The sequence below is a fragment of the Aliihoeflea sp. PC F10.4 genome, from assembly GCF_054612275.1.
In genome coordinates this window covers 1,260,230-1,284,861 of sequence record NZ_JBTSWH010000001.1, presented here as the reverse complement: position 1 = coordinate 1,284,861, position 24,632 = coordinate 1,260,230, and the positions used below count along the sequence as shown (strand labels likewise).

The following is a 24,632-nucleotide window of genomic DNA, read 5'->3' as shown; positions in this document are numbered from 1 at the left end:
AAGGGGCGGCCGGTTTCTAGGCGGTCGCCCGCTCCGGCTTTGCATCGCGTACGAAGAGATACGCGATCAGCGACAGCGCGAGCATCACCGCATAAAAGACGAACAAGGCTTGGTAGCCGGGCACAGGATCGCCGGGAACCGCGTTCCCCGATACAACCGCCCCGGTCGCGAACTGCATGAAGCCGACGCCACCGATCGAGAAGAAATTCAAAAGCGTCACGCCCCGCCCTGTCAGATGCGCCGGAAGAAAGGCGCGTCCATGCGCCATCAAAAGGCCGTAGGCCGCGCCCGTCACACCGATCAAAACGAAGATCACGGTGGTCTGGAAAATGCTCGTGACCGGATTGAGGGCGAGATAGGTGATGACGGCAAGGCTCGCCGAATTGCCAACCACCGCGACCCATTTGCGCGTGCGGAAGATCGTGTCGAGCGGGCCGTAGATGAAGCCGCCGACGACCATCGCCAGCGCCATGAAAAGCGTCACCTGACCGATCATAAGCGCATCCGCTCCATATACGTCGGCAAGATAGGGACCGGACCAAAGTCCGCGAATGCCCGCAGCGGCGGCGTAGTTGATAGCCGTCAGCGGAAAGAGTGCCCAGAGCGCCGTCAGTTTGAAAAGTTCGATATAACCTGCGAACCCGGCGGAGCCGGCATCTGCATGGCGTTCGGGATCGCGCACGAAGGAGAGGATCGCAAAAGCCGTTGCCAGCGTGACAACGCCAAGACCCGTCATGACCTGCCGCCAGCCGAACGCCTCGGCAGCCGCCGCCAGCGGCGATGCGCCGACGACATTGCCGAGCGAGCCGAATGCGACGAGCCATGAGGTGAGGATCGCCAGACGCGCCGCGCTGTAGCGATGCGCGAAGATGAAAACGGATGCCATCAGAACCGGCGAACAGCCGATGCCGATCAGCGCCATCGCTGCGATCACCATCCAGGGCTGCGTTGCGGTCGCGAACAAGAACGCGCCGCCACCCCCGCCGAGCGCAAGCAAAATCGCCGCCGTGCGCTTGGGTCCATAGCGATCGAGCCCGACGCCAACCACGAACTGCATCGCGGCGAAGGAGGCGAACCATGCGCCTGAGGCTATGGAAAGATCGGTGTTGGTCGCGCCGAGCTCGACACCCAGAACGGGTGTCAGAACCGCCAGAAACGAGCGGTAGAATTGCGACAGCACATAAGCCATCGCAAGCGCGGCCAGACCAGCCATGAAACGTCCCCCCGGTTTTCACTCCGGGGGAACGCTTAGTTTATGGAGCGGTCGAGCGCAATCAGGCAGCCCGGCGCGATTGTCCGCCAGTCTTTGGTCCACGGCGCTTGCCACGGAACGGACGCTTCTGGCCGTTGGCCGGCTTGCCCGCTCCGCCCGGCTTGCCCGAATTTCGCGGCTTGCCGTTCGAATTGGCAGGCGCGGGCTGCTTCGGCAGAACCGGGTCCGGCTGGCCGGTGTGATCGGCCGTCACCGGCAGCTTCATGCGGATGATCTTTTCGACCTGACGCAGCTTCGACGCCTCATCGGGATCGCAAAGCGTGATCGCGATACCATCCGCGCCGTTGCGGCCCGTGCGACCGATCCGGTGAACGTAGCTTTCCGCTTCGTCGGGCAGATCGAAATTGATGACATGCGTGATGCCCGGAACGTCGATGCCGCGCGCGGCGATGTCGGTCGCCACGAGAATGCGCACTTCGCCGTCACGAAAGCCGTTCAGCGCGCGCTGGCGCGCGTTCTGGCTCTTGTTGCCGTGGATCACGGCCGCCTCGATGCCGTCACGCACGAGGTCGCGCGTCACGCGGTCGGCGCCGTGCTTGGTGCGGGCGAAAACGATCACGCGTTCCATCGCCGCATCCTTGAGCATGGTCGACAACAGCACGCGCTTTTGCTTGAGGCGCGCAACGACGACGCTCTGATGGATTTCGGAAGCGGTCGTGCCCTGCGGCGCGACTTCGACGCGCATCGGGTCCCGCAAAAGCGTTTCGGCAAGCTGCGCGATTTCCTTCGGCATCGTCGCCGAGAAAAGCGCCGTCTGGCGCTTGGGATGCGTTGCGCGCGCGATCTTCTTGACCGCAGGCAGGAAACCCATGTCGAGCATGCGGTCGGCCTCGTCGAGCACCAGCCAGCGCGTCTCGGTCAGGACGATGGCACGGTCGTTGACGAGGTCGGTCAGCCGGCCCGGCGTTGCAACGAGAATATCGACGCCCGGCGCCATGCGCTTGATCTGGCTACCGCGCGAAACGCCGCCGAGCACCAGCGCCGTTGCGATATGCAGACCCTTGGCGATTTCGCGGATCGTCTCTTCGATCTGCACGGCGAGTTCGCGCGTCGGTGCGAGGATCAGGGCGCGGCAGGTCTTAGCGGTGCGCTTGTCGCCGAGCGCGACGATATGCTTGAGGATCGGCAGCGCGAAGGCAGCCGTCTTGCCCGATCCGGTCTGGGCGACGCCCAGAATGTCCTTGCCCGCGATCTGCGCGGGAATCGCGGCGACCTGGATGGGCTTCGGCTCGACGAAGCCGGCTTTCGCCGCGCTGTCGAGCAATTTTCCGTCGATGCCGAGCGGGCCGAAGCCGCCAGCGGTCTTTTGAGTTTCAGTCGTCAAAACAAATCTTCTTTCACGCGCCGATCAGTTGATGGCGCAAACGAAATCCGCGGGGCGCAACCTCGCGAACATGAATTTATGGGAAACGACAAGGCGGCGGGCATGAAGCCCGCGCGGCTGCGCTGTCGCCGCCGCGATTATCGCGGCTCGCCGCTCAAATGAGCGGCAAAGACGCAACCAGCCCGTTAGGAAAGCCGGAAGTCCGACCCATGCGCCTTGAGCCGCTCATATGGGCCGCTTCGCCCGAAAATGCAACCTAAACCTGTTGCAGTGCAAAAACGTCAGATCACCAGACCGGCAATGGTCTCGTTTTCCGTGATGTCCTGATAGGTCCATCCCGCCGCATCGAACTTCTGGCACAGAAGTAGGAAGTTGCCCGCATCCTTCGTCTCGATGCCGATCAGGACCGATCCGAAATTACGCGCCGACTTCTTCAGATACTCGAAGCGAGCGATATCGTCGTCGGGACCGAGCAAATCGAGGAAGTCGCGCAACGCGCCTGGCCGCTGGGGAAAGCGGAAGATGAAATACTTCTTCAGCCCTTCGAAGCGCAGCGCGCGCTCCTTGACGTCCGGCAGGCGTTCGAAATCGAAATTGCCGCCAGACACGACCAGCACGACCGTCTTGCCCGCGATTTCGTCGGCATTGAGGTCCTTGAGCGCATCGATCGCCAGCGCGCCGGCCGGCTCCAGCACCACGCCTTCGACATTGAGCATTTCGATGATCGTCGCGCAGACGCGGTTTTCGGGAATGCGTGTCACGTCGTCCGGCGAAAAATGCGACAGCGCCGCGAAGTTTGCTTCCCCGATCTCGGCGACAGACGCCCCGTCGACGAAATTGTCCACCTGCGGCAGGCGCACGCGCCGTCCTTCGGTCAAACTCGAATGCAGGCTCGACGCGCCAACCGGCTCGGCAAACAGAAACCGTGGTCCCGAATTGCCGAAATATCCCGTCACGCCGGCTGAAAGACCACCGCCGCCGACCGGCAGGACGATCAGATCGGGCTTTACCCTTTCGGGCAGTTGCTCCTCGATCTCGAACGCGACCGTCGCCTGCCCCTCGATGATGTCTGCATGATCGAAAGGCGGCACCATCAGTCCACCCGATTGCGCGGCGAAATCCTGCGCGGCGCGATAGCAGGCATCGAAATAGTCGCCCGTCAGCCGAATTTCGACGAACTCGCCCCCGAAAAGCCGCGTCTTGTCGATCTTCTGCTGCGGTGTCGTCACCGGCATGAAGATGACGCCGCGCTTTCCGAGATGCCGGCACACATAGGCAAAGCCCTGCGCATGATTTCCTGCCGACGCGCAGACGAACACGTCGGGTTGCGCCGCACCGCTCTCCAGCACTTTGCGGAAGAAATTGAACGCACCGCGAATCTTGTAGGAGCGTACAGGCGACAGGTCTTCGCGCTTCAGGAAAATGCGCGCGCCCGTCTTTTTGGAAAGATAAGCGTTCTCTTGGAGCGGCGTTTCGGGAAAAAGGCTGCGCATGGAAGCTGCGGCCGTTCCTACGCCATGGCGGAAATCGCGCGTCACTGTCATCAAAACCCGTATCGTCTTCATTCGGACCGCGCTATTGCATATCGGCGCGGGCAAGGCCACTCTCGCCATTCGCGCTGCGGCACGCAATCACCTGGGGTACTCGTGCACTATCTGGCTATCCGTACCGCGCTCCACGTCGCCGCGCTCCTTGCCATCTATCTGTCCTTCGCGATGTTCATTCCCGCGGCGGTCGATCTGTACTATGGCAGCCCCGACTGGCAGACCTTTGTATTCGCTGCGATATTCACCGGCGGCATCGGCCTGATCGCGGCTGCCGCGACGCAAGGGCCACCGCCCGTCATATCTGCCCGGTTCGGATTTCTGGTGGTCAACCTTTTGTGGCTGACGACCTGCGTCGTCGGTGCGGTCCCGTTTTTGACGTCATCGCTCGAAATCGGTGTCGCCGACGCGATCTTCGAATCCGCCTCCGGCATCACCACGACCGGCGGCACCGTTCTTTCCAGCCTCGACACCATGCCGCCGGGCATTCTCATCTGGCGTTCCTTGCTGCAATGGATCGGCGGTCTTGGCGTGATAGCGCTCGGACTTTTCGTACTGCCGCTCCTCAATGTCGGCGGCATCTCCTATTTCAGGATCGAATCCTCCGACATCATGGACCGCCCGTTCGCGCGCCTGTCGACCTACACAGTAACGCTGATCAGCATCTATATCGGCATGACGGTGCTGTGCGCGATCAGCTACACGGCCGCCGGCATGGGCACTTTCAATGCGGTCAATCACGCGCTGACGACGATATCGACAGCCGGATTTTCGACCCACGACGCCTCGATGGCTCACTATGAGGGCAACCGCGCGATCCTTTGGGTCGGCACGATCTTCATGTTCATCGGCGCTTTACCGTTCGTCGTCCTCATCCTCTTCATGACGAAGGGAAACCTCGCCGCCCTGCGCGACCCGCAGATCAAGGTGTTTGCTGGCTACACGGCGTTTTTCATCTTCACGGTCACGATCTACATCATCCTGACGAACCCGATCACACCGTTCGACGCACTCACGCACACGGCCTTCAACTTCATGTCGATCATCACGACGACCGGCTATGCCAGTTCGGATTACACGGCATGGGGGCCGCTGGCGTTCGCCTGCGCGTTCGTGGCCATGTTCTTCGGCGGTTGCTCGGGCTCGACGACCGGCGGCATCAAGGCTTATCGGTTCCTGATCCTGTTCCAGCTCGTCAGAAACGGACTGCGCCGCCTCCTTTATCCGAACGTCATGCAAAGCGTGCGGTATGGCGATCGTATCGCCACCGACGCAATGCAGCGGGCGATCGTCCTTTTCATCTCGCTGTTTTTCATGTTGTGGCTGTTCTTCACCATGGTGCTCGCGGCGATCGGTCTGGATTTCCTGACCGCCATGTCCGGCGCGCTGACCGCGCTGACCAATGTCGGCCCCGGTCTCGGCGACATCATCGGGCCGGTCGGCAATTTCTCCAGCCTGCCGGATGCAGCAAAGTGGGTTCTGGCAGCCGCCATGCTCATGGGCCGTCTCGAAATCCTCGCGGTCATGGTGATCTTCACTCCGACCTTCTGGAACCGGTAAGACATTGCCCTGTCATACCCATGCCGCTAACCTGCCGGCCTTACAGAGGGGACCCGTATTGATCGCGGCACATTACCAAACCGGCTTGCGAGTGTTTTTCTTCGTGCCGCTGCTTTTTCTGGCAGCCTGCGGCAGCGGCGCGTCCCACGACATGCTCAACGTCCTTCCCGCTGCCGAGGGCACCATCTCCGCCGAACATCGTATCTTTGTCGCCACCACACGCGAATCGGCGGCCAACGCCAATGAAATCTATGGTGGCGGGCGTTCCGGACGGCTCGATTTCGTCGATCTGGAGGTGACGATCCCGGCCACACACCAGATCGGAAGGATCGAAAACCCATCCGGCAACGCGCCACGAGACCCGGCGCAACATTTCGCGGCAAGGGACATCCAGCTCATCAGCGAGGAAAGCGTTTTCGAGCGCGAATTGCGCGCCGATATAGCCAAAAACAACGGCCGCGCGCTCGTTTTCATCCACGGCTATCGCACGCCATTCGACAAATCCGTCTACCGCGCCGCGCAGATCAAGAACGACGCTGCATATCGCGGCACGACGGTCCTGTTCTCATGGGCCTCGACGGGGCGGACCGTGGATTATCTTTACGACAACAATTCCGCTTCCGTCGCGCGTGACGGGCTGGAACGCACGCTGAGCATCGTGAAGAACGCGGGCGCGACCCGTATCGATATCATCGCGCATTCGATGGGCAACTGGATATTGATGGAAGCCTTGCGCCAATTCGCGATTTCCGGCCGCACGGATTTGCGCGACGCGCTCGGCGACGTGGTGCTGGCTTCGCCCGACATCGACGTCGACGTTTTCCGCAGCCAGATGGAGCGGATCGGACGGCCCGACCGCCCCTTCGTCATCATGCTTTCTGATGATGACCGCGCGCTGCAGATTTCGAGCATTCTGGCGGGCAACCGGCCACGTGTCGGAGACTATGGCGACAGTGCGGAACTTGCCGGGCTTGGCGTTACGGTCGTCAATCTTTCGGCCGTTCGCGTCGAGGATCGGCTCAACCATACGAAGTTCGCCGAGAATCCGATCCTGATCCAGATGCTGGGCGAGCAGCTTGCCCGCGACGATCTTTCCGAGGAAACGGTAATGCCTCTCGATCAGCAGATCGCGCAACTGGCGGGCGGTGTCGGTCAGACGGTCGGATCGGCCGCCGCAATCGTCATTACGACGCCGCTGGAAGTGATCAACGTCGCCATCGGCCAGTGATCGGATGAAACGCGATCAGACGAACAAGTCGACCTTTTCAAACGTCCGCACGTCGACCAGCCCCTGATCGGAAATGCGCAACTCGGGTATGACCACCAGCGCCAGAAGCGAGTGTTGCATATAAGCGTTGTTGAGGTCGCAGCCGACGTCGCGCATCGCCTGCGTGAGCTTGGCGGCTTTCGCGGCGACGACTTCCGCCCGCTCGTCGGACATAAGCCCGGCGATCGGCAGTTCGACCAGCGCGAGTTCCCTGCCTTCAGAGATCAGCACCACGCCGCCGCCGACTTCCGCGAGGCGGTTCGCAGCTTGCGCCATATCGGCCTTGTTCGTGCCGACAACGATCATGTGATGGCTGTCATGGGCGACGGTAGATGCCATCGCGCATGGCTTGTCGTAGCCGAACCCGGAAACGAGCGCGTTGACGACACCACCCGTCCCGCGATGCCGCTCGACGAGCGCGATCTGGCACACGTCGTTTTCGCCATCCATCGCCACGAGGCCGTTTTCGACCGGCATATCCATTTCGAGCGCACGCGTCGGCGCCTGATTTTCGATGACACCGATTACCCGCGCGCGCACCGCATTCGCGCCTTCCGGCGCGGCGATGTCGAAATCCGTTGCCGCCAGCATCTTGCCGAGCTTCACCGAAGCTTTCACTTTCGCGGGATAAGGATATGGCTCGATCTCGGCGACGAGCCTGCCCGCCTCCGCCAGAAGCTGCCCATGGGCGTAGACGCTGTCGATCTTCAGGGCCGCAAGATCGGAAACGATCAGCAGATCGGCGAGCCGTCCGGGCGCAATCGAACCGATCTCGCGGTCGAGGCCAAAATGCTGCGCGGTGTTCAGCGTCGCCATCTGGATCGCCGTCACCGGCTTCAGCCCCTGAGCGATCGCATGACGCACCACCCGGTCCATATGGCCTTCATCGACCAGCGTGCCGGAATGGCAGTCGTCGGTACACAAGATGAAATTGCGCGGATCGAGGCCCGATTCCGTGACGGCCTTTACCTGTTCGGCGACATCGTACCAGGCCGAGCCAAGCCGCAGCATGGCCCGCATGCCCTGCCGCACGCGGGCGACGGCGTCTTCGGCGCGCGTGCCTTCATGGTCGTCCTGCGGCCCGCCCGCGACATAACCGTGGAAGGCCGGCCCCAGATCGGGCGATGCATAGTGGCCACCGACTGTCTTTCCGGCCTTCATCGTCTCGGCAATCTCGGCGACCATCTTCGGATCGTTGGCTGAAACGCCCGGAAAATTCATGACTTCGCCGAGCCCGATGATGTTCGGCCAAGTCATCGCCTCCGCGACATCCTTCTCGTCGAGCGTCGCACCCGGCGTTTCCAGTCCCGGAGCGGACGGCACGCAGGATGGCATCTGCATATGGACGTTGATCGGCACAGCCATCGCCTCGTCATGCATCAGCCTTACGCCTTCGAGGCCCAGCACATTCGCGATCTCGTGCGGATCTATGAACATGGATGTGGTGCCGTGCGGGATCACGGCACGGCTGAATTCCGTCACCGTCACCATGCCGCTCTCAACATGCATATGCCCGTCACACAGGCCCGGCACGAGATAGCGCCCGTCCGCGTCGACGATTTCGGTCCCCTCGCCGATCGTATGGCTTGCATCCGGCCCGCAATAGGCAAACCGCCCGCCAGCTATCGCGATGTCGGTTCCGGCGATGATTTCGCCCGAATGGACATTGACCCAGCGCCCGTTGCGGATCACGAGGTCGGCAGGTTTTCGGCCTGTCGCGACATCGACCAACACCGCCGCCATTTCGTGCCAGGGTCGCGGTCGGGGCGCATGTGTCGTCATCGGAAATCCTCATGGAAATAGATGCATGTTTGCATCGCAAGCCGCGCTCGCCGACGCAAGCACTCGTTCGTAACGGCCGTTAAGCGCAACGTGATTTGACAGAATGTCGCACCTGTCTCTTGGATGAATTTACTCCAGCCAGCCCGACTGCCGGTCTCCGACGCCGAGCCCCTCTGGAGCATCTTTGTCGGGAGGACAGCCGGGTATGTCGCTTTTCGTGTGCGCCAGCGCATTCGCCGCTGCGCGTTTGCTTGCGCCTGCAATCTTTGACACCTGTTCCACGTCGGATTGCGGAGCAATCCGATGACGCTGAGCTATTCCCTGAAAAACGTCTTCGCCGGCCTGATCTTCATCGGCATTGGCGCGGCCTTCGCCTATGCCTCCTTCGGTTACGAGATGGGCCGGGCCGTGCGCATGGGGCCGGGCTATTTTCCGCTCGTCCTTGCAGGCATCCTGATGACGTTCGGCATCATCATTTTCGTCCAGGCGCTGTTTTCCGGCCCGGACGAGGTCGCCATATCGGCGGTGCCGTGGCGTGGTCTCTTCCTCTTGATCGGCGCGCTCGTCTTCTTCGGCCTGACAATACGCGGTCTCGGACTGGTACCGAGCCTCTTCATCACGGTGCTGATGGCAGCGTTGGCAAGCCAGCGTACCGGCCCGCTCGGCGCACTCGTCATGGCGCTCGCCATCACGCTCCTTTGCCTTGCTCTTTTCGTGTGGGCGCTCGGCCTCACCCTTCCGCTTTTCGGCCCTTGGACGGCCTTTTGAGGACCCGACGATGGATCTCATCGCAAATCTAGCGCTCGGTTTCGGAACCGCGCTGACACCCACCAACGTGCTCTACTGCTTCGTCGGCGTCTTTCTCGGTACGCTGGTCGGCGTCCTGCCCGGCATTGGCCCGACCGGTGCCATCGCGATCCTCCTGCCCATAACCTTCTCGTTCGAACCGGTCACGGCCATCATCATGCTCGCCGGCATCTATTACGGCGCACAATATGGCGGCTCGACGACGGCGATCCTGATCAACCTTCCGGGCGAGTCCTCTTCGGCCGTCACCGCCATCGACGGATATCAGATGGCGAGACAAGGCCGCGCCGGCCCGGCACTGGCGACCGCGGCGCTCGGCTCGTTCTTCGCCGGCACGGTCGCGACCATGCTGGTGGCGGTCGCAGCGCCGCCGCTGGCGGCCATGGCGCTGCAATTCGGTTCGGCGGAATATTTCGCGCTGATCGTTCTGGGACTGATCGCCTCCGTCGCACTCGCTCATGGATCGATCATCAAGGCTCTCGGCATGATCCTCGTCGGTCTGCTGCTCGGCATGGTGGGTCAGGACATCTATACGGGCACGCCGCGCTTCACCTTTGGCTTTTTCGAGCTTTACGGCGGCATCAGCTTCGTTTCGGTCGCCGTCGGCGTGTTCGGTCTGGCCGAAATCCTGCGCAATCTGGAAAACGAGCACACCCGTTCCGTGCTCGTGAAAAAGGTCGAGCGGCTGTGGCTGTCGATGGACGATTTCAAGCGCATTATCATGCCGGTTCTGCGCGGTACCGGACTTGGCTCCATCCTCGGCGTCCTGCCCGGAGGCGGGCACGTGCTCTCGTCTTTCGCGTCCTATTCGATCGAAAAGAAACTTTCCCCGCGCCAGCATGAATTCGGCAAGGGCGCGATCGAGGGCGTGGCCGGACCTGAATCGGCCAACAACGCCGCCGCCCAGACATCCTTCATCCCGCTTCTGACGCTCGGCATTCCGGCACATCCGGTGATGGCGCTCATCATCGGCGCGTTCATCATTCAGGGCATCACGCCCGGACCGCAGGTCATTTCCAGCGAGCCGGCGCTGTTCTGGGGCGTCATTGCCTCGATGTGGGTTGGAAACGTGCTGCTCGTCGTCCTGAACCTGCCGTTGATCGGGCTATGGGTGAAGCTCCTGCTGATCCCCTACCGCATCCTTTTCCCGGCCATCATCGCCTTTGCCTGCATCGGCACGTTCTCGATCAACATGAACGCGTTCGACATCTATGCGATCGCGTTTCTGGGCATGCTTGGATATGTGCTGGTCAAGCTCGATTGCGAACCGGCACCTCTCCTGCTCGGCTTCGTGCTCGGGCCCCTTCTGGAAGAGCACCTGCGCCGCGCGATGATGCTCTCGCGCGGCGATCCGCTGATCTTCTTCGAGCGGCCGATCAGCGCCTCGCTCCTCGCTCTGGCCGCGCTCGCCATCATCCTCTCGGTGATGCCGTCGATCCGCAGGAAGCGCGACGAGGTCTTCGTGGAAGAAGACTGAGCCTATTCGCCGCGGTCGTCGCGCCCGCGCGTCACCATCGCGCGCCGCGCTCCTTCATTCAGCGCAGCTTGATTGCTCGCGCCCTGATCACCGCGCGTTTCAAGACGCATGGGAGAACCAGCACATCCGGCGACTGCGAGAAGGGCGACGATCACGATCAGCTTTTTCATCCGGAAGTCCTTGATGTTCCAATGCTTGGCGCGTGCAGATGGTGCGGGCGGCGGGACTTGAACCCGCATGGCCGAAGCCGAGGCATTTTAAGTGCCTTGAGTATACCAATTCCTCCACGCCCGCAGCGTTTCTCTCGGTAGAATATCCGATACGTCGAGGCAACTGCGCAATGCACCGGCCCACGGATTTGCGGCTCGGCCGAAAATTAGCACTTGCGTATGAAGGTTGCCGCAATACGATAATGAAATGAAAGCCTTGCCCGTCTCCGCTCTGATATTTCTTGCAACCGCATCGACCGCCATCGCGGACAATTCCACCAGCCTGCTTTTCATGTCGTTCGAGGGTGCGCGCGATGCCAGGTATGCCGGTGTCGGCTGGATCGAGGCTCCGCGCGGTCTGGATAATTCAGGCCTGGTTTTTCTCGTCGAACTTGGCGCGGGAGACGAATGGCGCTCGCATGGGTCGGCCATGGCGGGCTGGCGGCATATTTCCGGGCGCACCGTGACAACGCTGTTGGGCGGCGTCGAGGTCGGATCGCGCATTCGCCCCAAGGCCTCGGCCGATATCTGGTGGGACGATGCCGGCTGGATGGCGAGTGCGCGGGCCGAAGCGACGACGGATCATGAATCCGTGCGCGCCGCCGCCGGTTGGCGCCGCGAGCAGGCGCTGCCTTGGGTGGGTCCGGAAGTGTCCTACAAGAACGACGAATTCCGCTTCGGCGCACATGCAACCGGTATCCAGCTTCCGGCTAGCTTCGAGGCGCGCGCCTCATCCGGATGGTCAGCCGGAAATGTCTATGGCGATCTTTCGCTGTGGCGGCGCTTCTGACGCGTCAGCCTGCCGATGCGGATTGCCCGCCGAAGGCGCGTTCGGCGATCCGACGTATGAAGCCTACGACCTGATCGGTCACCGCATATTGCGGCATATGCCCGATGCCTTCGGCGATTTCGAGATCGAGATTTGGTATCTTTTCGCGCATCGAAAGACCGTGGCGGCGGTAGTTCAGCACACGGTCCTTGTCGCCGAACAGGATACCGACCGGCATGTCGATCTCGTCATAGCGATTTTCGTATTCCGCCAGATCGTGCCGAAGCGCCACGAGATCGGTCGAGGTCGCATAAATGTGGCTGGGCCTCAAGCTCGCCAACGCCCCGCCCGCGACCGCGAAATCGGCCGGAGGCTTTTGAGGGCTAAAAACGAAGTCGAGCGTGCGCGGCGCATTTTTCGCCGACATCGGTACCGCGACGGTCTGCGCGATCAGCCGTCGCACCACGCGGTTCGGGATATAGAGCGGCGCGAATTCCGGCGGCACCTCGCTATAGGCCTGCGTCAATGGTGAAAGCAGCGCGAGGCCGCGCACCTTGCCCGGATGACGCAACGCGGTTGCGAGCGCGACCGTACCGCCAAGCGAATGTCCGACGATCAGCGGCCGGTCGAGTTGCAGTTCGTCGATGAAACGCGCGATGAAGTCGGCCTGCTGGGACAATCGCCCGTCGCCCCTCACCCGCGTCGAATAGCCGGAGCCCGGCCGGTCGAGGGCGATGATGCGATAGCCCTCACCGAATTCTTCCATGAGCGGCCGGCGCATATGATGAAGATGACCGCCAAGGCCGTGGATCATCAGGATCGCCGGTCCTTCGCCGCTTTCGATGTAGTGGATGTCATGGCCGTCGACCCTGACGCGCTTGCCCGCCGCCGGTACGAGCTTTTCAGCTTCGCGCGAAATCCGCCGCGTGACATGCATGAAAAAACCGGTCGCCAGAAGCGCCATCGTAACGACGACGACGGCAAGCCAGAACAGAGCGTAGGCGAAACTCATGGGTGATCTCCGGTTCGAGCCGAGAGATAGTCGTCCCGTACCGCAAACGCAAAGGGCGCGGCCAAAGCCGCGCCCTTTGTCACGTTCGAAACGAGCGGATCAGCCGTGCAGCTTGGCCGCGATTTCTGCAACGCGCTTGCCCTGAAACTTCGCGCCGTCCAGTTCCTGCTCGGAAGGTTGGCGTGAGCCGTCGCCTTCGCTCGTCGTCGTCATGCCGTAGGGCGCGCCGCCGCGCACCACGTCGTTGCCCATCTGGCCCTGATAGGCATAGGACAAGGGCACGATGACCATGCCGTGATGCTGCATCCAGAGCTGGCTGGTGACGAGCGCGATTTCCGCGCCGCCGTGCTGCGTCGCGGTCGAGGCCATGACGGAGCCGACCTTGTCGAGAAGCGCACCGCGAGCCCACAGCGGACCGGTCTGGTCGATGAAGTTCTTGAGCTGTGCAGCCATCATGCCGTAGCGCGTGGACGCGCCGAAAATGATCGCATCGTAATTTTCGAGTTCGAGCGGATCGGCGATGGGCGCGTCCTGGTCGAGCTTGTAATAGGCGGCCTTGGCCACTTCCTCGGGAACGAGCTCGGCCACGCGCTTGATGGTGACGTCGGCACCGGCTTCGCGCGCGCCTTCGGCCGCCTTCTTCGCCATCTGCTCCATATGTCCCCAGCTCGAATAATAGAGAACGAGTACCTTGGCCATCTGCGGAAATCTCCTTGGTGAAACGGCAAGAAATAGCACCGTTACACCTAAGGCACGCACCCGATCTGGCAACATGGAATAAGCAGCACGCACTGTTCACAGATTGCACGGCAGCGCGTGCGGGCGTAAGCCTCGTTCGCCAAACAGGATGGATAGCGAATGAGCGAAATCGTCACCGCCGCCATGATCGTCATCGGCGACGAAATTCTTTCCGGACGCACCAAGGACCGCAATATTGGCCATCTGGCTGACGTGCTGACCGCGATCGGCATAGATCTTCGCGAGGTGCGCATCGTCGCCGACGACGAGGATGCGATCATCGAGGCCGTGAATGCCCTGCGCGCGCGCAACGACTACGTCTTCACGACCGGCGGCATCGGGCCGACGCATGACGACATCACCGCCGATTCCATCTCGGCCGCCTTCGGCGTCGAATGCCGATACGACGACCGCGCCTATTCCATGCTGGAAGCCAACTACGCCGAACGCAGGCTGGAGTTCACCGATGCACGCAAGCGCATGGCCCGCATGCCGGTCGGCGCGGAGCACATCGACAATCCGGTCTCGCTCGCACCTGGCTTCAGGATCGGCAACGTCCATGTCATGGCGGGCGTCCCCGCGATCTTCCAGGCGATGCTCGACAATGTCGTGCCAACGCTGAAAGGCGGTACCAAGCTCCTATCGACAGCGGTTCATCGCCCGCATGGCGAAGGCACGATCGGCGGGCCGCTTGGCGAAATCCAGAAGCGCCATCCCGATACGATCATCGGCTCCTACCCGAAATATCAGGATGGCTCGTTCTGGACCGAACTCGTCATCCGTTCGCGTGACCGATCGAAGCTCGATGCGGCGACGGCCGAAGTGCAGGCGATGGTCGATGCTATCGATGTAAAGGCTTGATCCCGATCACGCAGCGTCACATCATGAGGCTTAGGGTCGAAAACCCTAGTCGCAAGGCTTTCCGCCATGGAGGCGATCATGACCTATAAGACCCTGCTTGCCGTTCTTCAGGACGAAACCGATGCACCACGCGTGCTCGATTGCGTTGCTCCGCTGGCCGAGCGGTTGTCCGCCCATGTCATCGGCGTTCATGCCGAGGGGTTGCCGATGCCCTACGCGACGCCGATGGGCTTTCCCGACGCCGATTTCATGATCACCAGCGCCGAGGTCAGCAAGGAGCGTTCCAACGCGCTGATGGAGACCTTCAATGCGCGCATGCAGCGCTCCGGCCTGTCGGCGGAATGGCGCGCGCTGGAAAGCTTTTCGGGCGACAGCGCGGCCTCGTCGCTAGAAAGCGCGCGCGCCGTCGACCTGATCGTCGTGCAGCAGAACGATCCCGACGCCCCATCTGCCGGAACCAATGTCGACGCGCTTCTTCTGGAAACCGGCCGCCCGGTCCTGTTCGTTCCTTACGCGCTGCCCGTAAACACCGCGTTCGAGAAAATCCTGATCGGCTGGAATGGCACGCGCGAGGCCACTCGCGCCGTCTTCGATGCCCTGCCCTTCATTCGCGAAGCGCGGCAGATCGAGATTTTCACCGTCGACCCGGACCGTTATGGCGGCCACGACGCCATGACGGCCGGAACGCAGATCGCTGCCGCCCTGTCGCGGCACGGGGCGAACGTGACGGTGAACAGCCAGCCGAAATCCGATTTGAGCCATGGCGAAGCCGTTTCGAACCGCGCAAGCGAGTTCGGCGCCGACCTTCTCGTCACCGGTGCCTACAGCCAGTCGAAGCTGAAGGAATTCTTCTTCGGTGGCGTGACGCGGTCCATTTTGAACGCCATGCCGACGGCGACGTTCATGTCTCGATGACTAGAACGCCTTGGACAGCCGCATCAGACTAATGAAGTGCATGAAGGGCGATCCGCCCCGCCAGGCAAAATAGCGCGGCTCCGCGCAGCCGTGAAACCGGCGTTTGAACGCCGCATGGCCCTGAAGGTTGAAAACCTTCCGGTTGACGACGCCGGATTTGTAAAGTCCGCGCAACATGGCTCGAAAAGGCGTGCTCTCGCTGAACCCGCTTGGCTCCACATTATGTAGGGGCGACAGGCCCAGCATCACGCGTTCGCGCCCCTCGGCCTTGAAGACGTCCACGGCGCGCTTGGTCAAGCCAATCTCCGCGTGGGATGTCGTATCCGGCAGTTTGCGTTTGAACGCGGTCAGATAACCGACAGTTTCGCCATCGCGGCAGATCGGGTCGAAATAAAGGATGCAGCCGATCCGCCCGTCGGGCTCGATCAGCACGAATCGTCGCATCATGGGACCGCCAGCCTCGGCAAGCGGGCGATTGAGAAACTGCATTTCCCGCTTCTTGACGATCCGCGACTGCCTCCATCTGTCCGAAAGTTCGGCGATCATGTCGTCGGCGTTCTCCACCTCGTCGGCTTCAGCGATGCGGTAGCCCTTCTTTTCCAGCCAGCGCTCGGAATAGCGAACCGTTTCCTTGCGCTTGCCGGCAAAATCGTAAGTCGAAAGGTCGAGTGTCGTATCGACACCGATGACGGCCACACGAAAATCGCGTTTGGCCAGATGTTCGGCGGTTTCGCGCCCGATCTCCGCAAAGCACGGCGTCTTCGCCACACCGATGAAGGCGTCGAGCAAATCGCCCCGATCCGCCGTCGCGCAGACAGGGTCGCCCAGCGCGATCAGGGAACCCATTTTCCTGGCGTGGGCGATATAACCCCGGCAATCGCCGAAATGCGAAAGTCCCGCTTGCACGGCGCTCGAATAGGCAAGCGAAAAGTCTCCATGCCGGCGAAACAGCGCCAGCCGTTCGGCCACCGTCAATTCCGCCTTCGGCAGTTCGGCAAGGCTGCGGTCGAGAACGCGGTCGAAAAGTTTTCGGCTCACGCGCCGGCCTCCGGTTTGCGGAAAATCGAAGTGCGATAAAGCGCCGGTCCGATGCCAAGAAGGCGATGGTCGACAGTCGCAATTTCATCGAGGCCGAAACGCCCCGCCTCCACACGATAATCGTAGATCGGATGCTGCGAGGCCAACCCCAGCAGCCAGAAGAAGGTCAGCCCGAATTTGAGATAAAGCCAGGCGAGCGGCGCGAAGATTCCGGATGGCGGCGCCATGTCGGCGATCATCAGGAGGCCACCGGGGCGAAGATAGGTCGCTGCTTTTGCCAGCACGGCCGGCATGTCTTTCGGGCCGAACACATTGAAGAAATAATTCCCGCAAACCGCATCGAAAAGCGGCTGCGGCCGCAGGGCGAGCGCGTCGCCGGCGATCAGTTCCGCCTTCGCATCCTTGCGCGCCAAACGTCGACGCAGCCGCTCGATCATTCGCTCCGAAATATCCACGGCCGTTACCTGCGCGCCAGCGCGCGCTGCCGCGATCGCATCCTCGCCCGATCCGGCACCGAGATACAGAACTCGGTCGCCCGCATTCAGATACGGCAGTTGCGCCATCTTTGCTTGGCGGATCAGCCCGAAGGAATAGAAATGGGCGACCGTTTCATAAATACCGGCGACGGCATCGTAATTGCGACTTTTGACGGTCGTCGTATCTGCGGAAGATGGCAAGCGGCTGCCTTTCGGGTGGCTTTTGTCGGGGCTTCTAGATTAATTCGGGCAAAAGTACGAAACGGTTTTGCGCATGACGGGCAAAAAGCTTGCCAAGAGACGCAATGTACGTCTAATTCCGCGCGCATTCCGCTTTTCCAGACAAATCGCCGCCGGAGTGCACGTTTCATGTCCCTTCCTGACAAAGCCTTTCCCGTTTCCTGGGATCAGTTCCATCGCGATTCCCGCGCGCTCGCCTGGCGTCTTGCCGGCGTCAACGGGAATTGGCGGGCCATCGTTTGCATCACGCGCGGCGGTCTCGTCCCTGCGGCCGTCATTTCGCGCGAGCTCGGCATACGTCTGATCGAGACGGTCTGCGTCGCCTCCTACCACGACTACACCTCGCAGGGCGAACTGCAGGTTCTTAAAGAGGTGTCGCCTGCGCTTCTCGAGAACGAAGGCAAGGACGTTCTCATCATCGACGACCTGACCGACACCGGAAAGACCGCCGCGATCGTGCGCGCAATGATGCCGAAAGCGCATTTCGCGACGATCTACGCCAAGCCCAAGGGTGTACCGCTTGTCGACACTTTCGTAACGGAAGTGTCGCAGGATACGTGGATATATTTCCCCTGGGACATGGGCTTCACCTATCAAAAGCCGATTTCCGAGGATCATCGCGGGTGACCTAAGGTCGATTTCGCTTTGAACGGCCAATTTCCGGATCAAACGAAAGCGAAGCGAAACCCGTCGAAACTTGAGCGGGCCTTGCGCGAATCGGAAAAACACCCCATTTTGGCGCGATCCGTGAGGAAAAAGGACTTTGAAACAGCCGACTTGGGGATAATACTCCTTGAGTTGGCAAAAGAATCGAGCGCGAAACCAAACGATGTTCCTGACACACCAGACCCGCATACGCGTCACCGAAAGGTTGCGCCGGCTGATCGGCGGCCTGCCGTGCAGGACGCAGGTCGCCGCGCTTCCGTGGCGCGTCTCCAAGGATGGTTCGTGCGAGGTACTTCTGGTCACAAGCCGCGGCACGGGTCGATGGGTCATACCGAAGGGCTGGCCGGAAGGTTCGGAAGCATTCTGGAACGCCGCCGCACGCGAGGCGGGCGAGGAAGCTGGTGTCACCGGTGAAGTGGCGCAGAGCGCGCTCGGGCGCTTCTATTACGACAAGCTGCTTGCTCGCGGTCGCCAATGGCGCTGCGAAGTGCTCGTCTATCCGCTTCGGGTCACCGATATCGCCGACAGATGGCCGGAAAAGAAAAAGCGGCGGCGGCGCTGGTTCGCTCCCGAAGACGCCGCGAGATTGGTCAACGAGCCTGATCTGGCGGAAATGATCGGGCGCTTTGCACCGAATCCTCAAAAAACTGCCGCCTGAAGGTCGCCTTTCCACGTCAGATGGGTTAGCCGGCTGACCGGAACCATGGCTGCGACCATATAGGGCATTGATGACAGATACGACGATCCGCAAGGACACGCTCGACAAGGATCTCGACAAGCTTGTTCATGTCGAGGAAGCCGCGACCGTCGTCGCGCGGCCACTGGTTGCGCCAGGCATCGCGCTTCTGTTCATCGCCATGAGCGCGGTTTTTGCGTCGGTCTATGTATTCGACGAGCCGCGCGCCGTCCTCATCGTCGCCGCTGCCGCCATCGGCGGCTATATGGCGCTGAATATCGGCGCGAATGACGTCGCAAACAATGTCGGCCCGGCGGTCGGCGCCAAGGCGCTGACCATGGGCGGCGCGCTGATCATTGCCGCCATCTTCGAAAGCGCGGGCGCCTTGATTGCCGGCGGCGACGTGGTCGGCACGATTTCGAGCGGCATCGTCGACCCCGCAAATTTCGAAAACCCGGAAGTCTTCATCCGTCTGATGCTCGCCGCCCTTATCTCTTCGGCGTTGTGGATCAATCTGGCGACATGGATCGGCGCGCCGGTCTCGACGACCCATGCCGTCGTCGGTGGTGTGCTTGGCGCAGGTGTAACCGCAGCAGGGTTTGCGACCGTCAACTGGCCCGTCATTGGCGCGATTGCGGCAAGCTGGGTCATCTCGCCTTTCCTGGGCGGCGTGATAGCCGCCATTTTTCTCGGCCTGATCAAGACAGCCATCATCTATCAGGACGACAAAATCGCTGCGGCACGGCGCTGGCTTCCTCTCCTGATCGCCATCATGGCCGGAACGTTTTCGGCTTACCTTGCCAGCAAGGGTTTGCGGCGAGTCGTCAGCCTGTCGACGGCATCTATAACGCTTCTTGGCATCGGCAGCTTTTTCGCGGTCTGGGTGGCGGCACATTTTTACATCGCGCGACGGGCGATCGGCCTTGAAAACCGAAACCAGTCCCTGCGCGCCCTTTTTAGCGTACCGCTGATATTCGCGGCCGCCCTCCTTTCCTTCGCGCACGGAGCGAACGACGTGGCGAATGCGATCGGGCCGGTCGCGGCGATCGTTCAGGTCGCTCATTCGTCCGAGGTAACGAGCGCCGTAGCCATTCCCTTTTGGGTCATGGTGATCGGAGCGCTCGGCATTTCGTTCGGACTGGTGCTGTTCGGCGCCAAGCTGATCCACATGGTCGGCGAGCAGATCACCAAGCTCAATCCGATGCGTGCCTTTTGCGTCGCGCTCTCGGCAGCCTTGACGGTGATCGTCGCATCGGCGCTCGGCATGCCGGTCAGTTCGACACATATCGCAGTTGGCGCGGTGTTCGGCGTTGGCTTCTTCCGCGAGTGGTACACGACCAACTCCTCGCGCCGCCGCCGCTATATGGAGCGCAAGAACGCAGCTTACATCGCCGCGCGTGGACAATCCGCTAACGACAAGGATGCCCCACCCGTCCCGTCGGATGACGATCTCGATGCTGCCCCTGCATCGAGCGAAGAAATCCGCCGACGCCGTCTTGTACGCCGCGCGCATGTGACGACGATTGCGGCCGCCTGGGTAACCACCGTTCCGGCGGCTGCCCTCCTCTCGGCGGCGATTTTTCTGGCACTCAACCTGTTCGCATAATCGCGAAGAGGCAGGACCAGACGTCGCCGTGTCTTCTCCCCGTTATCCACATACCCACCCACAATATCTAGCGGTCGGCTAAGTATCGTAAACGATCCCTTGACGCTTTTGCCGAGTCGCGTTGTTATGGATCGCGCGCATCGTAGTCATGCGCTGGAGCGGGTTTTACATCGGGTCGGGGTTTTTTCGGTTTTAGGTGGGAATTCTGGTCGGCGGGGCATTTTCCAAGCCCTTCCGGGCGGCTGTTCGCGTGCGATTTTTTGAATTTCGTCGTCGATTTTTTTCATCGTAAACACTATATTTAGTGTTGCAGCGATATCCTGACCCAAGATAGAGTTGAGTTCTGGTTTTCGAGAATCGGATGAGGGTCGTTCCCGCCGGTTCAAACAGCGAGCATGAGGCGCGCGTCGAGGATCGGCCAAGCGTAGGATTTGCAAAGCGTTTTCGAGGAAATGGCTGTTGCGCGTATCGCGCCGGCCGGATGCGGACAACGGGGATTTTCGCGACCAGAAACGGGCCGCGCCACCCCACAACATATAGACGGATGGGACACCCAAGATGCGTATCGAACGTCGCTTCACGAAACCCGGTCAGTCGGCCTATGCCGAGATCGAATTCCGCAAGGCGCTGAGCGAAATCAAGAACCCGGACGGTTCGGTCGTCTTCCGCCTCGCCGACATTGATGTGCCGTCGCAGTTCAGTCAGGTTGCAGCCGACATTCTGGCTCAGAAATATTTCCGCAAGGCTGGCGTCCCGGCACGCCTGAAGAAGGTCGAGGAGAACGATGTTCCGTCCTTCCTCTGGCGTTCGGTCGCCGACGAGGCCGCCCTCGCCGATCTGCCGGAAGGTGCGCGCTACGGCTCCGAGACCGACGCCCGTCAGGTCTTTGACCGCCTTGCCGGCACCTGGACTTATTGGGGCTGGAAGGGCGGCTATTTCGCTTCCGAAGACGATGCGAGCGCGTTCAAGGATGAACTCGCCTACATGTTGGCCACCCAGCGCGTCGCGCCGAATTCGCCGCAATGGTTCAACACCGGCCTTCACTGGGCCTACGGCATCGACGGCCCCGGCCAGGGCCACTATTACGTCGACCCGTTCACCGCCAAGCTGGTCAAGTCGAAGTCGTCCTACGAGCACCCGCAGCCGCATGCCTGCTTCATTCAGGGCGTCGAGGACGACCTCGTCAATGAAGGCGGAATCATGGACCTTTGGGTCCGCGAGGCGCGCCTGTTCAAATATGGCTCGGGCACCGGCTCGAACTTCTCCTATCTGCGCGGCGAAGGCGAGAAGCTGTCGGGCGGCGGCCGTTCGTCGGGCCTGATGTCGTTCCTGAAGATCGGCGACCGCGCCGCTGGCGCGATCAAGTCGGGCGGCACGACCCGCCGCGCCGCCAAGATGGTCGTCGTCGACGTCGATCATCCCGATATCGAGGACTATATCGACTGGAAGGTGAAGGAGGAGCAGAAGGTCGCCTCGCTCGTTGCCGGCTCCAAGATCGTCCAGCAGCACCTCGCCGCCATCATGAAGGCCTGCCTCAATTGCGAGGCCGACGGCGACGACTGCTTCGATCCGTCGAAGAACCCTGCCCTCAAGCGCGAGATCAAGGCGGCGAAGAAGAACTTCGTGCCCGAAAACTACGTCAAGCGCGTCATGCAGTTCGCCCGTCAGGGCTACACCTCGATCGAGTTCAAGACCTACGATACCGACTGGGATTCGGAAGCCTATCTCACCGTTTCGGGCCAGAACTCGAACAACTCGGTCTCGCTCAAGGATGACTTCCTGCGCGCCGTCGAGACCGACGCCGACTGGCACCTGACCGCCCGCAAGGACGGCAAGGTGATGAAGACGCTGAAGGCGCGTGACCTTTGGGAAAAGATCGGCCATGCCGCATGGGCGTCCGCCGATCCGGGCCTGCATTTCAACACCACGATGAACGACTGGCACACATCGCCCGCCGCCGGTCCCATCCGCGCGTCGAACCCGTGCTCGGAATACATGTTCCTCGACGACACGGCCTGCAACCTCGCCTCGATCAACCTTCTGACCTACCGCAACGCCGACGGCTCGATCGACATTGCGCGCTACGAGCACACGGTTCGCCTGTGGACGCTCGTTCTCGAAATCTCGGTCATGATGGCGCAGTTCCCGTCAAAGGAAATCGCGCGCCTTTCCTATGAGTACCGCACGCTCGGCCTCGGCTACGCCAATATCGGCGGCCTGCTGATGACCTCCGGCATTCCCTACGATTCAAAGGAAGGTCGCGCCATCGGCGGCGCGCTCACCGCGATCATGACGGGCGTGTCCTACGCCACGTCCGCCGAAATTGCCGGTGAACTCGGCGCGTTCCCGGACTATGAGCGCAACGCGGCCAACATGCTGCGCGTCATCCGCAACCACCGCCTCGCCGCCCATGGCCTGTCGGACGGCTATGAAGGCCTGTCGGTCAACCCTGTCCCGCTCGTTGCGGACGATTGCCCGCACGCGGACCTCATCACCCACGCCAAGCTCGCCTGGGACAACGCACTGTCGCTCGGCGAAAAGAACGGCTACCGCAACGCGCAGGTCTCGGTCATCGCACCGACCGGCACCATCGGCCTCGTGATGGATTGCGACACGACCGGCATCGAACCCGACTTCGCCCTCGTGAAGTTCAAGAAGCTCGCGGGCGGCGGCTACTTCAAGATCATCAATCGCGCCGTTCCCGAAGCACTGCGCACGCTCGGCTATTCGGAAAGCCAGATCGCCGAGATCGAAGCCTATGCGGTCGGCCACGGCAACCTCAACCAGGCACCCGGCGTCAACCCCGGCTCACTTAAAGCCAAGGGCTTCACCGACGAGAAGATCGCCGCGCTCAACGCCGCGACCGCCTCCGCCTTCGACATCAAGTTCATCTTCAACCAGTGGACGCTCGGCGCGGACTGGCTGAAGGAGACCTTCGGCTTCACCGACGAGCAGCTCTCCGATTTCTCCTTCGAGCTTCTGCCGGCGCTCGGCTTCTCGAAGAAGGACATCGAGGCGGCCAACATCCATGTCTGCGGTGCGATGACGCTGGAAGGCGCTCCCTTCCTCAAGGACGAGCACCTGCCCGTCTTCGATTGCGCCAATCCCTGCGGCAAGATTGGCAAGCGCTACCTGTCGGTCGAAAGCCATATCCGCATGATGGCTGCGGCTCAGCCCTTCATTTCCGGTGCGATTTCCAAGACGATCAACATGCCCAACGAGGCGACCGTCGAGGATTGCAAGGAAGCCTACATGCTGTCGTGGAAGCTGGCGCTCAAGGCCAACGCGCTCTATCGCGACGGCTCCAAGCTCTCCCAGCCGCTCAACGCCTCGCTGATTTCCGACGACGAGGACGCCGACGACCTGATCGAAGAACTGATCGCCGCGCCTGCGGCACAGCAGGCCGCGATCGTGACCGAGAAGATCGTCGAGAAAATCATCGAGCGCGAAGTCCGCTCGCTGCGCGACAAGCTTCCGAACCGCCGCAAGGGTTACACCCAGAAAGCGGTCGTCGGCGGGCATAAGGTTTACTTGCGCACCGGCGAATTCGACGATGGCCGCCTCGGCGAAATCTTCATCGACATGCACAAGGAAGGTGCCGCCTTCCGCGCGATGATGAACAACTTCGCTATCGCGATCTCGATCGGCCTGCAATATGGCGTGCCGCTGGAAGAATATGTGGAGGCGTTCACCTTCACCAAGTTCGAGCCGGCCGGCATGGTTCAGGGCAACGACGCGATCAAGAACGCGACGTCGATCCTCGACTACGTCTTCCGCGAACTGGCCGTCTCCTATCTTGAGCGCAGCGACCTCGCCCATGTCGACCAGTCGGATTTCTCCAACACGGCGCTCGGCAAGGGCATTTCGGAAGGCAAGGCAACGCCCTTCTCGCGTGGCCTGACCCGCGGTGCGTCGCCCTTGAAGGTCGTCGCCAGCTCGGCGGAACCGAAAGGTCTTGGAGGGGGTTCGAGTCCCTCCGGGGCTGCCATCCCTGCCCGCGCTTCGAGCGGCTCGAACGTCCGCGCTATTGCCGGCACGTCGGCAACCGTCACGGCCCTGAAGCAGGTCTCGTCGGAAGCGGTCGCATTCAAGCGCGACTATGAAGAACGCGCCGAAGAACTGGCCGAGGAAGCCGCCAACGACGAAGCGTCGGCCCTCTTCACGGATGCCGCCGCCGACGAGGCAGCGGAGGCCAAGGCCATCGCCGCCCAGCGCCGCGCCAAGTCGATCATGCAGGGCTACACCGGCAACATGTGTACCGAGTGCCAGAACTTCACGATGGTGCGCAACGGCACCTGCGAGAAGTGCGACACCTGTGGCGCCACGAGCGGGTGTTCGTAGGCAAGACGGCATGGTAGCGAACCCAAAGTTTCGTACTTAGGAGCCAAAGTT

The 24,632-nt window shown here is 61.6% G+C and carries 20 protein-coding genes and 1 tRNA gene; 11 read left to right on the top strand and 10 right to left on the bottom strand.

Annotated elements, in window-relative coordinates:
• Nucleotides 1-16 precede the first annotated feature (16 nt).
• From ACX82Z_RS06330 to ilvA, 3 genes are all read right to left on the bottom strand, one after another.
• A complete protein-coding gene (locus ACX82Z_RS06330) occupies nucleotides 17-1,213 on the bottom strand; it encodes an MFS transporter (RefSeq protein WP_459587320.1) in 1,197 nt (398 codons plus the stop codon).
• Between the two features lie 61 nt (nucleotides 1,214-1,274).
• Nucleotides 1,275-2,597 carry a DEAD/DEAH box helicase gene (locus tag ACX82Z_RS06325; RefSeq protein WP_459587319.1) on the bottom strand — a complete coding sequence of 441 codons (1,323 nt, stop codon included), beginning with the start codon at nucleotides 2,595-2,597 and terminating at the stop codon, nucleotides 1,275-1,277.
• A 281-nt stretch (nucleotides 2,598-2,878) separates the two neighbouring features.
• The gene (ilvA, locus tag ACX82Z_RS06320) at nucleotides 2,879-4,141 is read right to left on the bottom strand and encodes a threonine ammonia-lyase IlvA (protein ID WP_459587317.1); all 1,263 of its coding nucleotides are present in this window, start codon (nucleotides 4,139-4,141) and stop codon (nucleotides 2,879-2,881) included.
• Nucleotides 4,142-4,243: 102 nt separating this feature from the next.
• Between ilvA and ACX82Z_RS06315 the strand changes: the two genes are divergently transcribed.
• Together ACX82Z_RS06315 and ACX82Z_RS06310 are read left to right on the top strand one after the other, a co-directional pair.
• Entirely contained in the window at nucleotides 4,244-5,701 is a 1,458-nt protein-coding gene (locus ACX82Z_RS06315; RefSeq protein WP_459587315.1) for a TrkH family potassium uptake protein, read from the top strand.
• 58 nt (nucleotides 5,702-5,759) lie between these two features.
• Nucleotides 5,760-6,929, top strand: coding sequence for an alpha/beta hydrolase (locus tag ACX82Z_RS06310; RefSeq protein WP_459587313.1), 1,170 nt, complete (start codon nucleotides 5,760-5,762; stop codon nucleotides 6,927-6,929).
• Nucleotides 6,930-6,944: 15 nt separating this feature from the next.
• Here the strand turns inward: ACX82Z_RS06310 and ade are convergent, their stop codons facing one another.
• Entirely contained in the window at nucleotides 6,945-8,750 is a 1,806-nt protein-coding gene (gene ade / locus ACX82Z_RS06305; protein ID WP_459587312.1) for an adenine deaminase, read from the bottom strand.
• A 303-nt stretch (nucleotides 8,751-9,053) separates the two neighbouring features.
• Between ade and ACX82Z_RS06300 the strand changes: the two genes are divergently transcribed.
• Together ACX82Z_RS06300 and ACX82Z_RS06295 are read left to right on the top strand one after the other, a co-directional pair.
• Entirely contained in the window at nucleotides 9,054-9,518 is a 465-nt protein-coding gene (locus ACX82Z_RS06300) for a tripartite tricarboxylate transporter TctB family protein (protein ID WP_459587311.1), read from the top strand.
• A gap of 10 nt (nucleotides 9,519-9,528) precedes the next feature.
• Nucleotides 9,529-11,034 (top strand): tripartite tricarboxylate transporter permease, encoded by a 1,506-nt coding sequence (locus ACX82Z_RS06295; RefSeq protein WP_459587309.1) that lies wholly within the window; start codon nucleotides 9,529-9,531, stop codon nucleotides 11,032-11,034.
• A gap of 2 nt (nucleotides 11,035-11,036) precedes the next feature.
• On the opposite strand, the gene ACX82Z_RS06290 is transcribed toward ACX82Z_RS06295, so the two are convergent.
• Together ACX82Z_RS06290 and ACX82Z_RS06285 are read right to left on the bottom strand one after the other, a co-directional pair.
• Nucleotides 11,037-11,204: a hypothetical protein gene (locus ACX82Z_RS06290; RefSeq protein WP_459587308.1), complete on the bottom strand. Its 168-nt coding sequence runs from the start codon at nucleotides 11,202-11,204 to the stop codon at nucleotides 11,037-11,039.
• 39 nt (nucleotides 11,205-11,243) lie between these two features.
• Nucleotides 11,244-11,328: transfer RNA gene (locus tag ACX82Z_RS06285), tRNA-Leu, on the bottom strand.
• A gap of 123 nt (nucleotides 11,329-11,451) precedes the next feature.
• Between ACX82Z_RS06285 and bcsS the strand changes: the two genes are divergently transcribed.
• Nucleotides 11,452-12,033 carry a cellulose biosynthesis protein BcsS gene (gene bcsS, locus ACX82Z_RS06280; RefSeq protein ID WP_459587306.1) on the top strand — a complete coding sequence of 194 codons (582 nt, stop codon included), beginning with the start codon at nucleotides 11,452-11,454 and terminating at the stop codon, nucleotides 12,031-12,033.
• A 4-nt stretch (nucleotides 12,034-12,037) separates the two neighbouring features.
• On the opposite strand, the gene ACX82Z_RS06275 is transcribed toward bcsS, so the two are convergent.
• Both ACX82Z_RS06275 and wrbA read right to left on the bottom strand, forming a co-directional pair.
• On the bottom strand, nucleotides 12,038-13,024 hold the full coding sequence (locus tag ACX82Z_RS06275; protein WP_459587304.1) for an alpha/beta fold hydrolase: 987 nt from the start codon (nucleotides 13,022-13,024) through the stop codon (nucleotides 12,038-12,040).
• A gap of 99 nt (nucleotides 13,025-13,123) precedes the next feature.
• Nucleotides 13,124-13,723, bottom strand: a complete 600-nt coding sequence (gene wrbA, locus ACX82Z_RS06270; RefSeq protein ID WP_459587302.1) for an NAD(P)H:quinone oxidoreductase type IV — start codon at nucleotides 13,721-13,723, stop codon at nucleotides 13,124-13,126.
• 159 nt (nucleotides 13,724-13,882) lie between these two features.
• On the opposite strand from wrbA, the gene ACX82Z_RS06265 reads away from it, so the two are divergent.
• Both ACX82Z_RS06265 and ACX82Z_RS06260 read left to right on the top strand, forming a co-directional pair.
• On the top strand, nucleotides 13,883-14,623 hold the full coding sequence (locus ACX82Z_RS06265; protein ID WP_459587301.1) for a competence/damage-inducible protein A: 741 nt from the start codon (nucleotides 13,883-13,885) through the stop codon (nucleotides 14,621-14,623).
• Between the two features lie 78 nt (nucleotides 14,624-14,701).
• Nucleotides 14,702-15,538, top strand: a complete 837-nt coding sequence (locus ACX82Z_RS06260) for a universal stress protein (protein ID WP_459587299.1) — start codon at nucleotides 14,702-14,704, stop codon at nucleotides 15,536-15,538.
• On the opposite strand, the gene ACX82Z_RS06255 is transcribed toward ACX82Z_RS06260, so the two are convergent.
• Complete coding sequence (locus ACX82Z_RS06255) at nucleotides 15,539-16,576, bottom strand: phosphatidylglycerol lysyltransferase domain-containing protein (protein ID WP_459587298.1); 1,038 nt, start codon at nucleotides 16,574-16,576, stop codon at nucleotides 15,539-15,541. It lies immediately after the preceding gene.
• Nucleotides 16,573-17,253, bottom strand: coding sequence for a class I SAM-dependent methyltransferase (locus ACX82Z_RS06250; RefSeq protein WP_459587296.1), 681 nt, complete (start codon nucleotides 17,251-17,253; stop codon nucleotides 16,573-16,575). Before ACX82Z_RS06250 ends, ACX82Z_RS06255 begins: the two co-directional genes overlap by 4 nt.
• Before the next feature lie 168 nt (nucleotides 17,254-17,421).
• Between ACX82Z_RS06250 and gpt the strand changes: the two genes are divergently transcribed.
• The 4 genes from gpt (at nucleotide 17,422) to ACX82Z_RS06230 (ending at nucleotide 24,581) form a co-directional block, all read left to right on the top strand.
• Nucleotides 17,422-17,919: a xanthine phosphoribosyltransferase gene (gene gpt, locus ACX82Z_RS06245; RefSeq protein ID WP_459587295.1), complete on the top strand. Its 498-nt coding sequence runs from the start codon at nucleotides 17,422-17,424 to the stop codon at nucleotides 17,917-17,919.
• 202 nt (nucleotides 17,920-18,121) lie between these two features.
• Entirely contained in the window at nucleotides 18,122-18,616 is a 495-nt protein-coding gene (locus tag ACX82Z_RS06240) for an NUDIX hydrolase (RefSeq protein ID WP_459587293.1), read from the top strand.
• Nucleotides 18,617-18,686: 70 nt separating this feature from the next.
• Nucleotides 18,687-20,240 carry an inorganic phosphate transporter gene (locus ACX82Z_RS06235; protein WP_459587291.1) on the top strand — a complete coding sequence of 518 codons (1,554 nt, stop codon included), beginning with the start codon at nucleotides 18,687-18,689 and terminating at the stop codon, nucleotides 20,238-20,240.
• A gap of 558 nt (nucleotides 20,241-20,798) precedes the next feature.
• Complete coding sequence (locus ACX82Z_RS06230; RefSeq protein ID WP_459587289.1) at nucleotides 20,799-24,581, top strand: vitamin B12-dependent ribonucleotide reductase; 3,783 nt, start codon at nucleotides 20,799-20,801, stop codon at nucleotides 24,579-24,581.
• The last annotated feature ends 51 nt before the right edge of the window (nucleotides 24,582-24,632 follow it).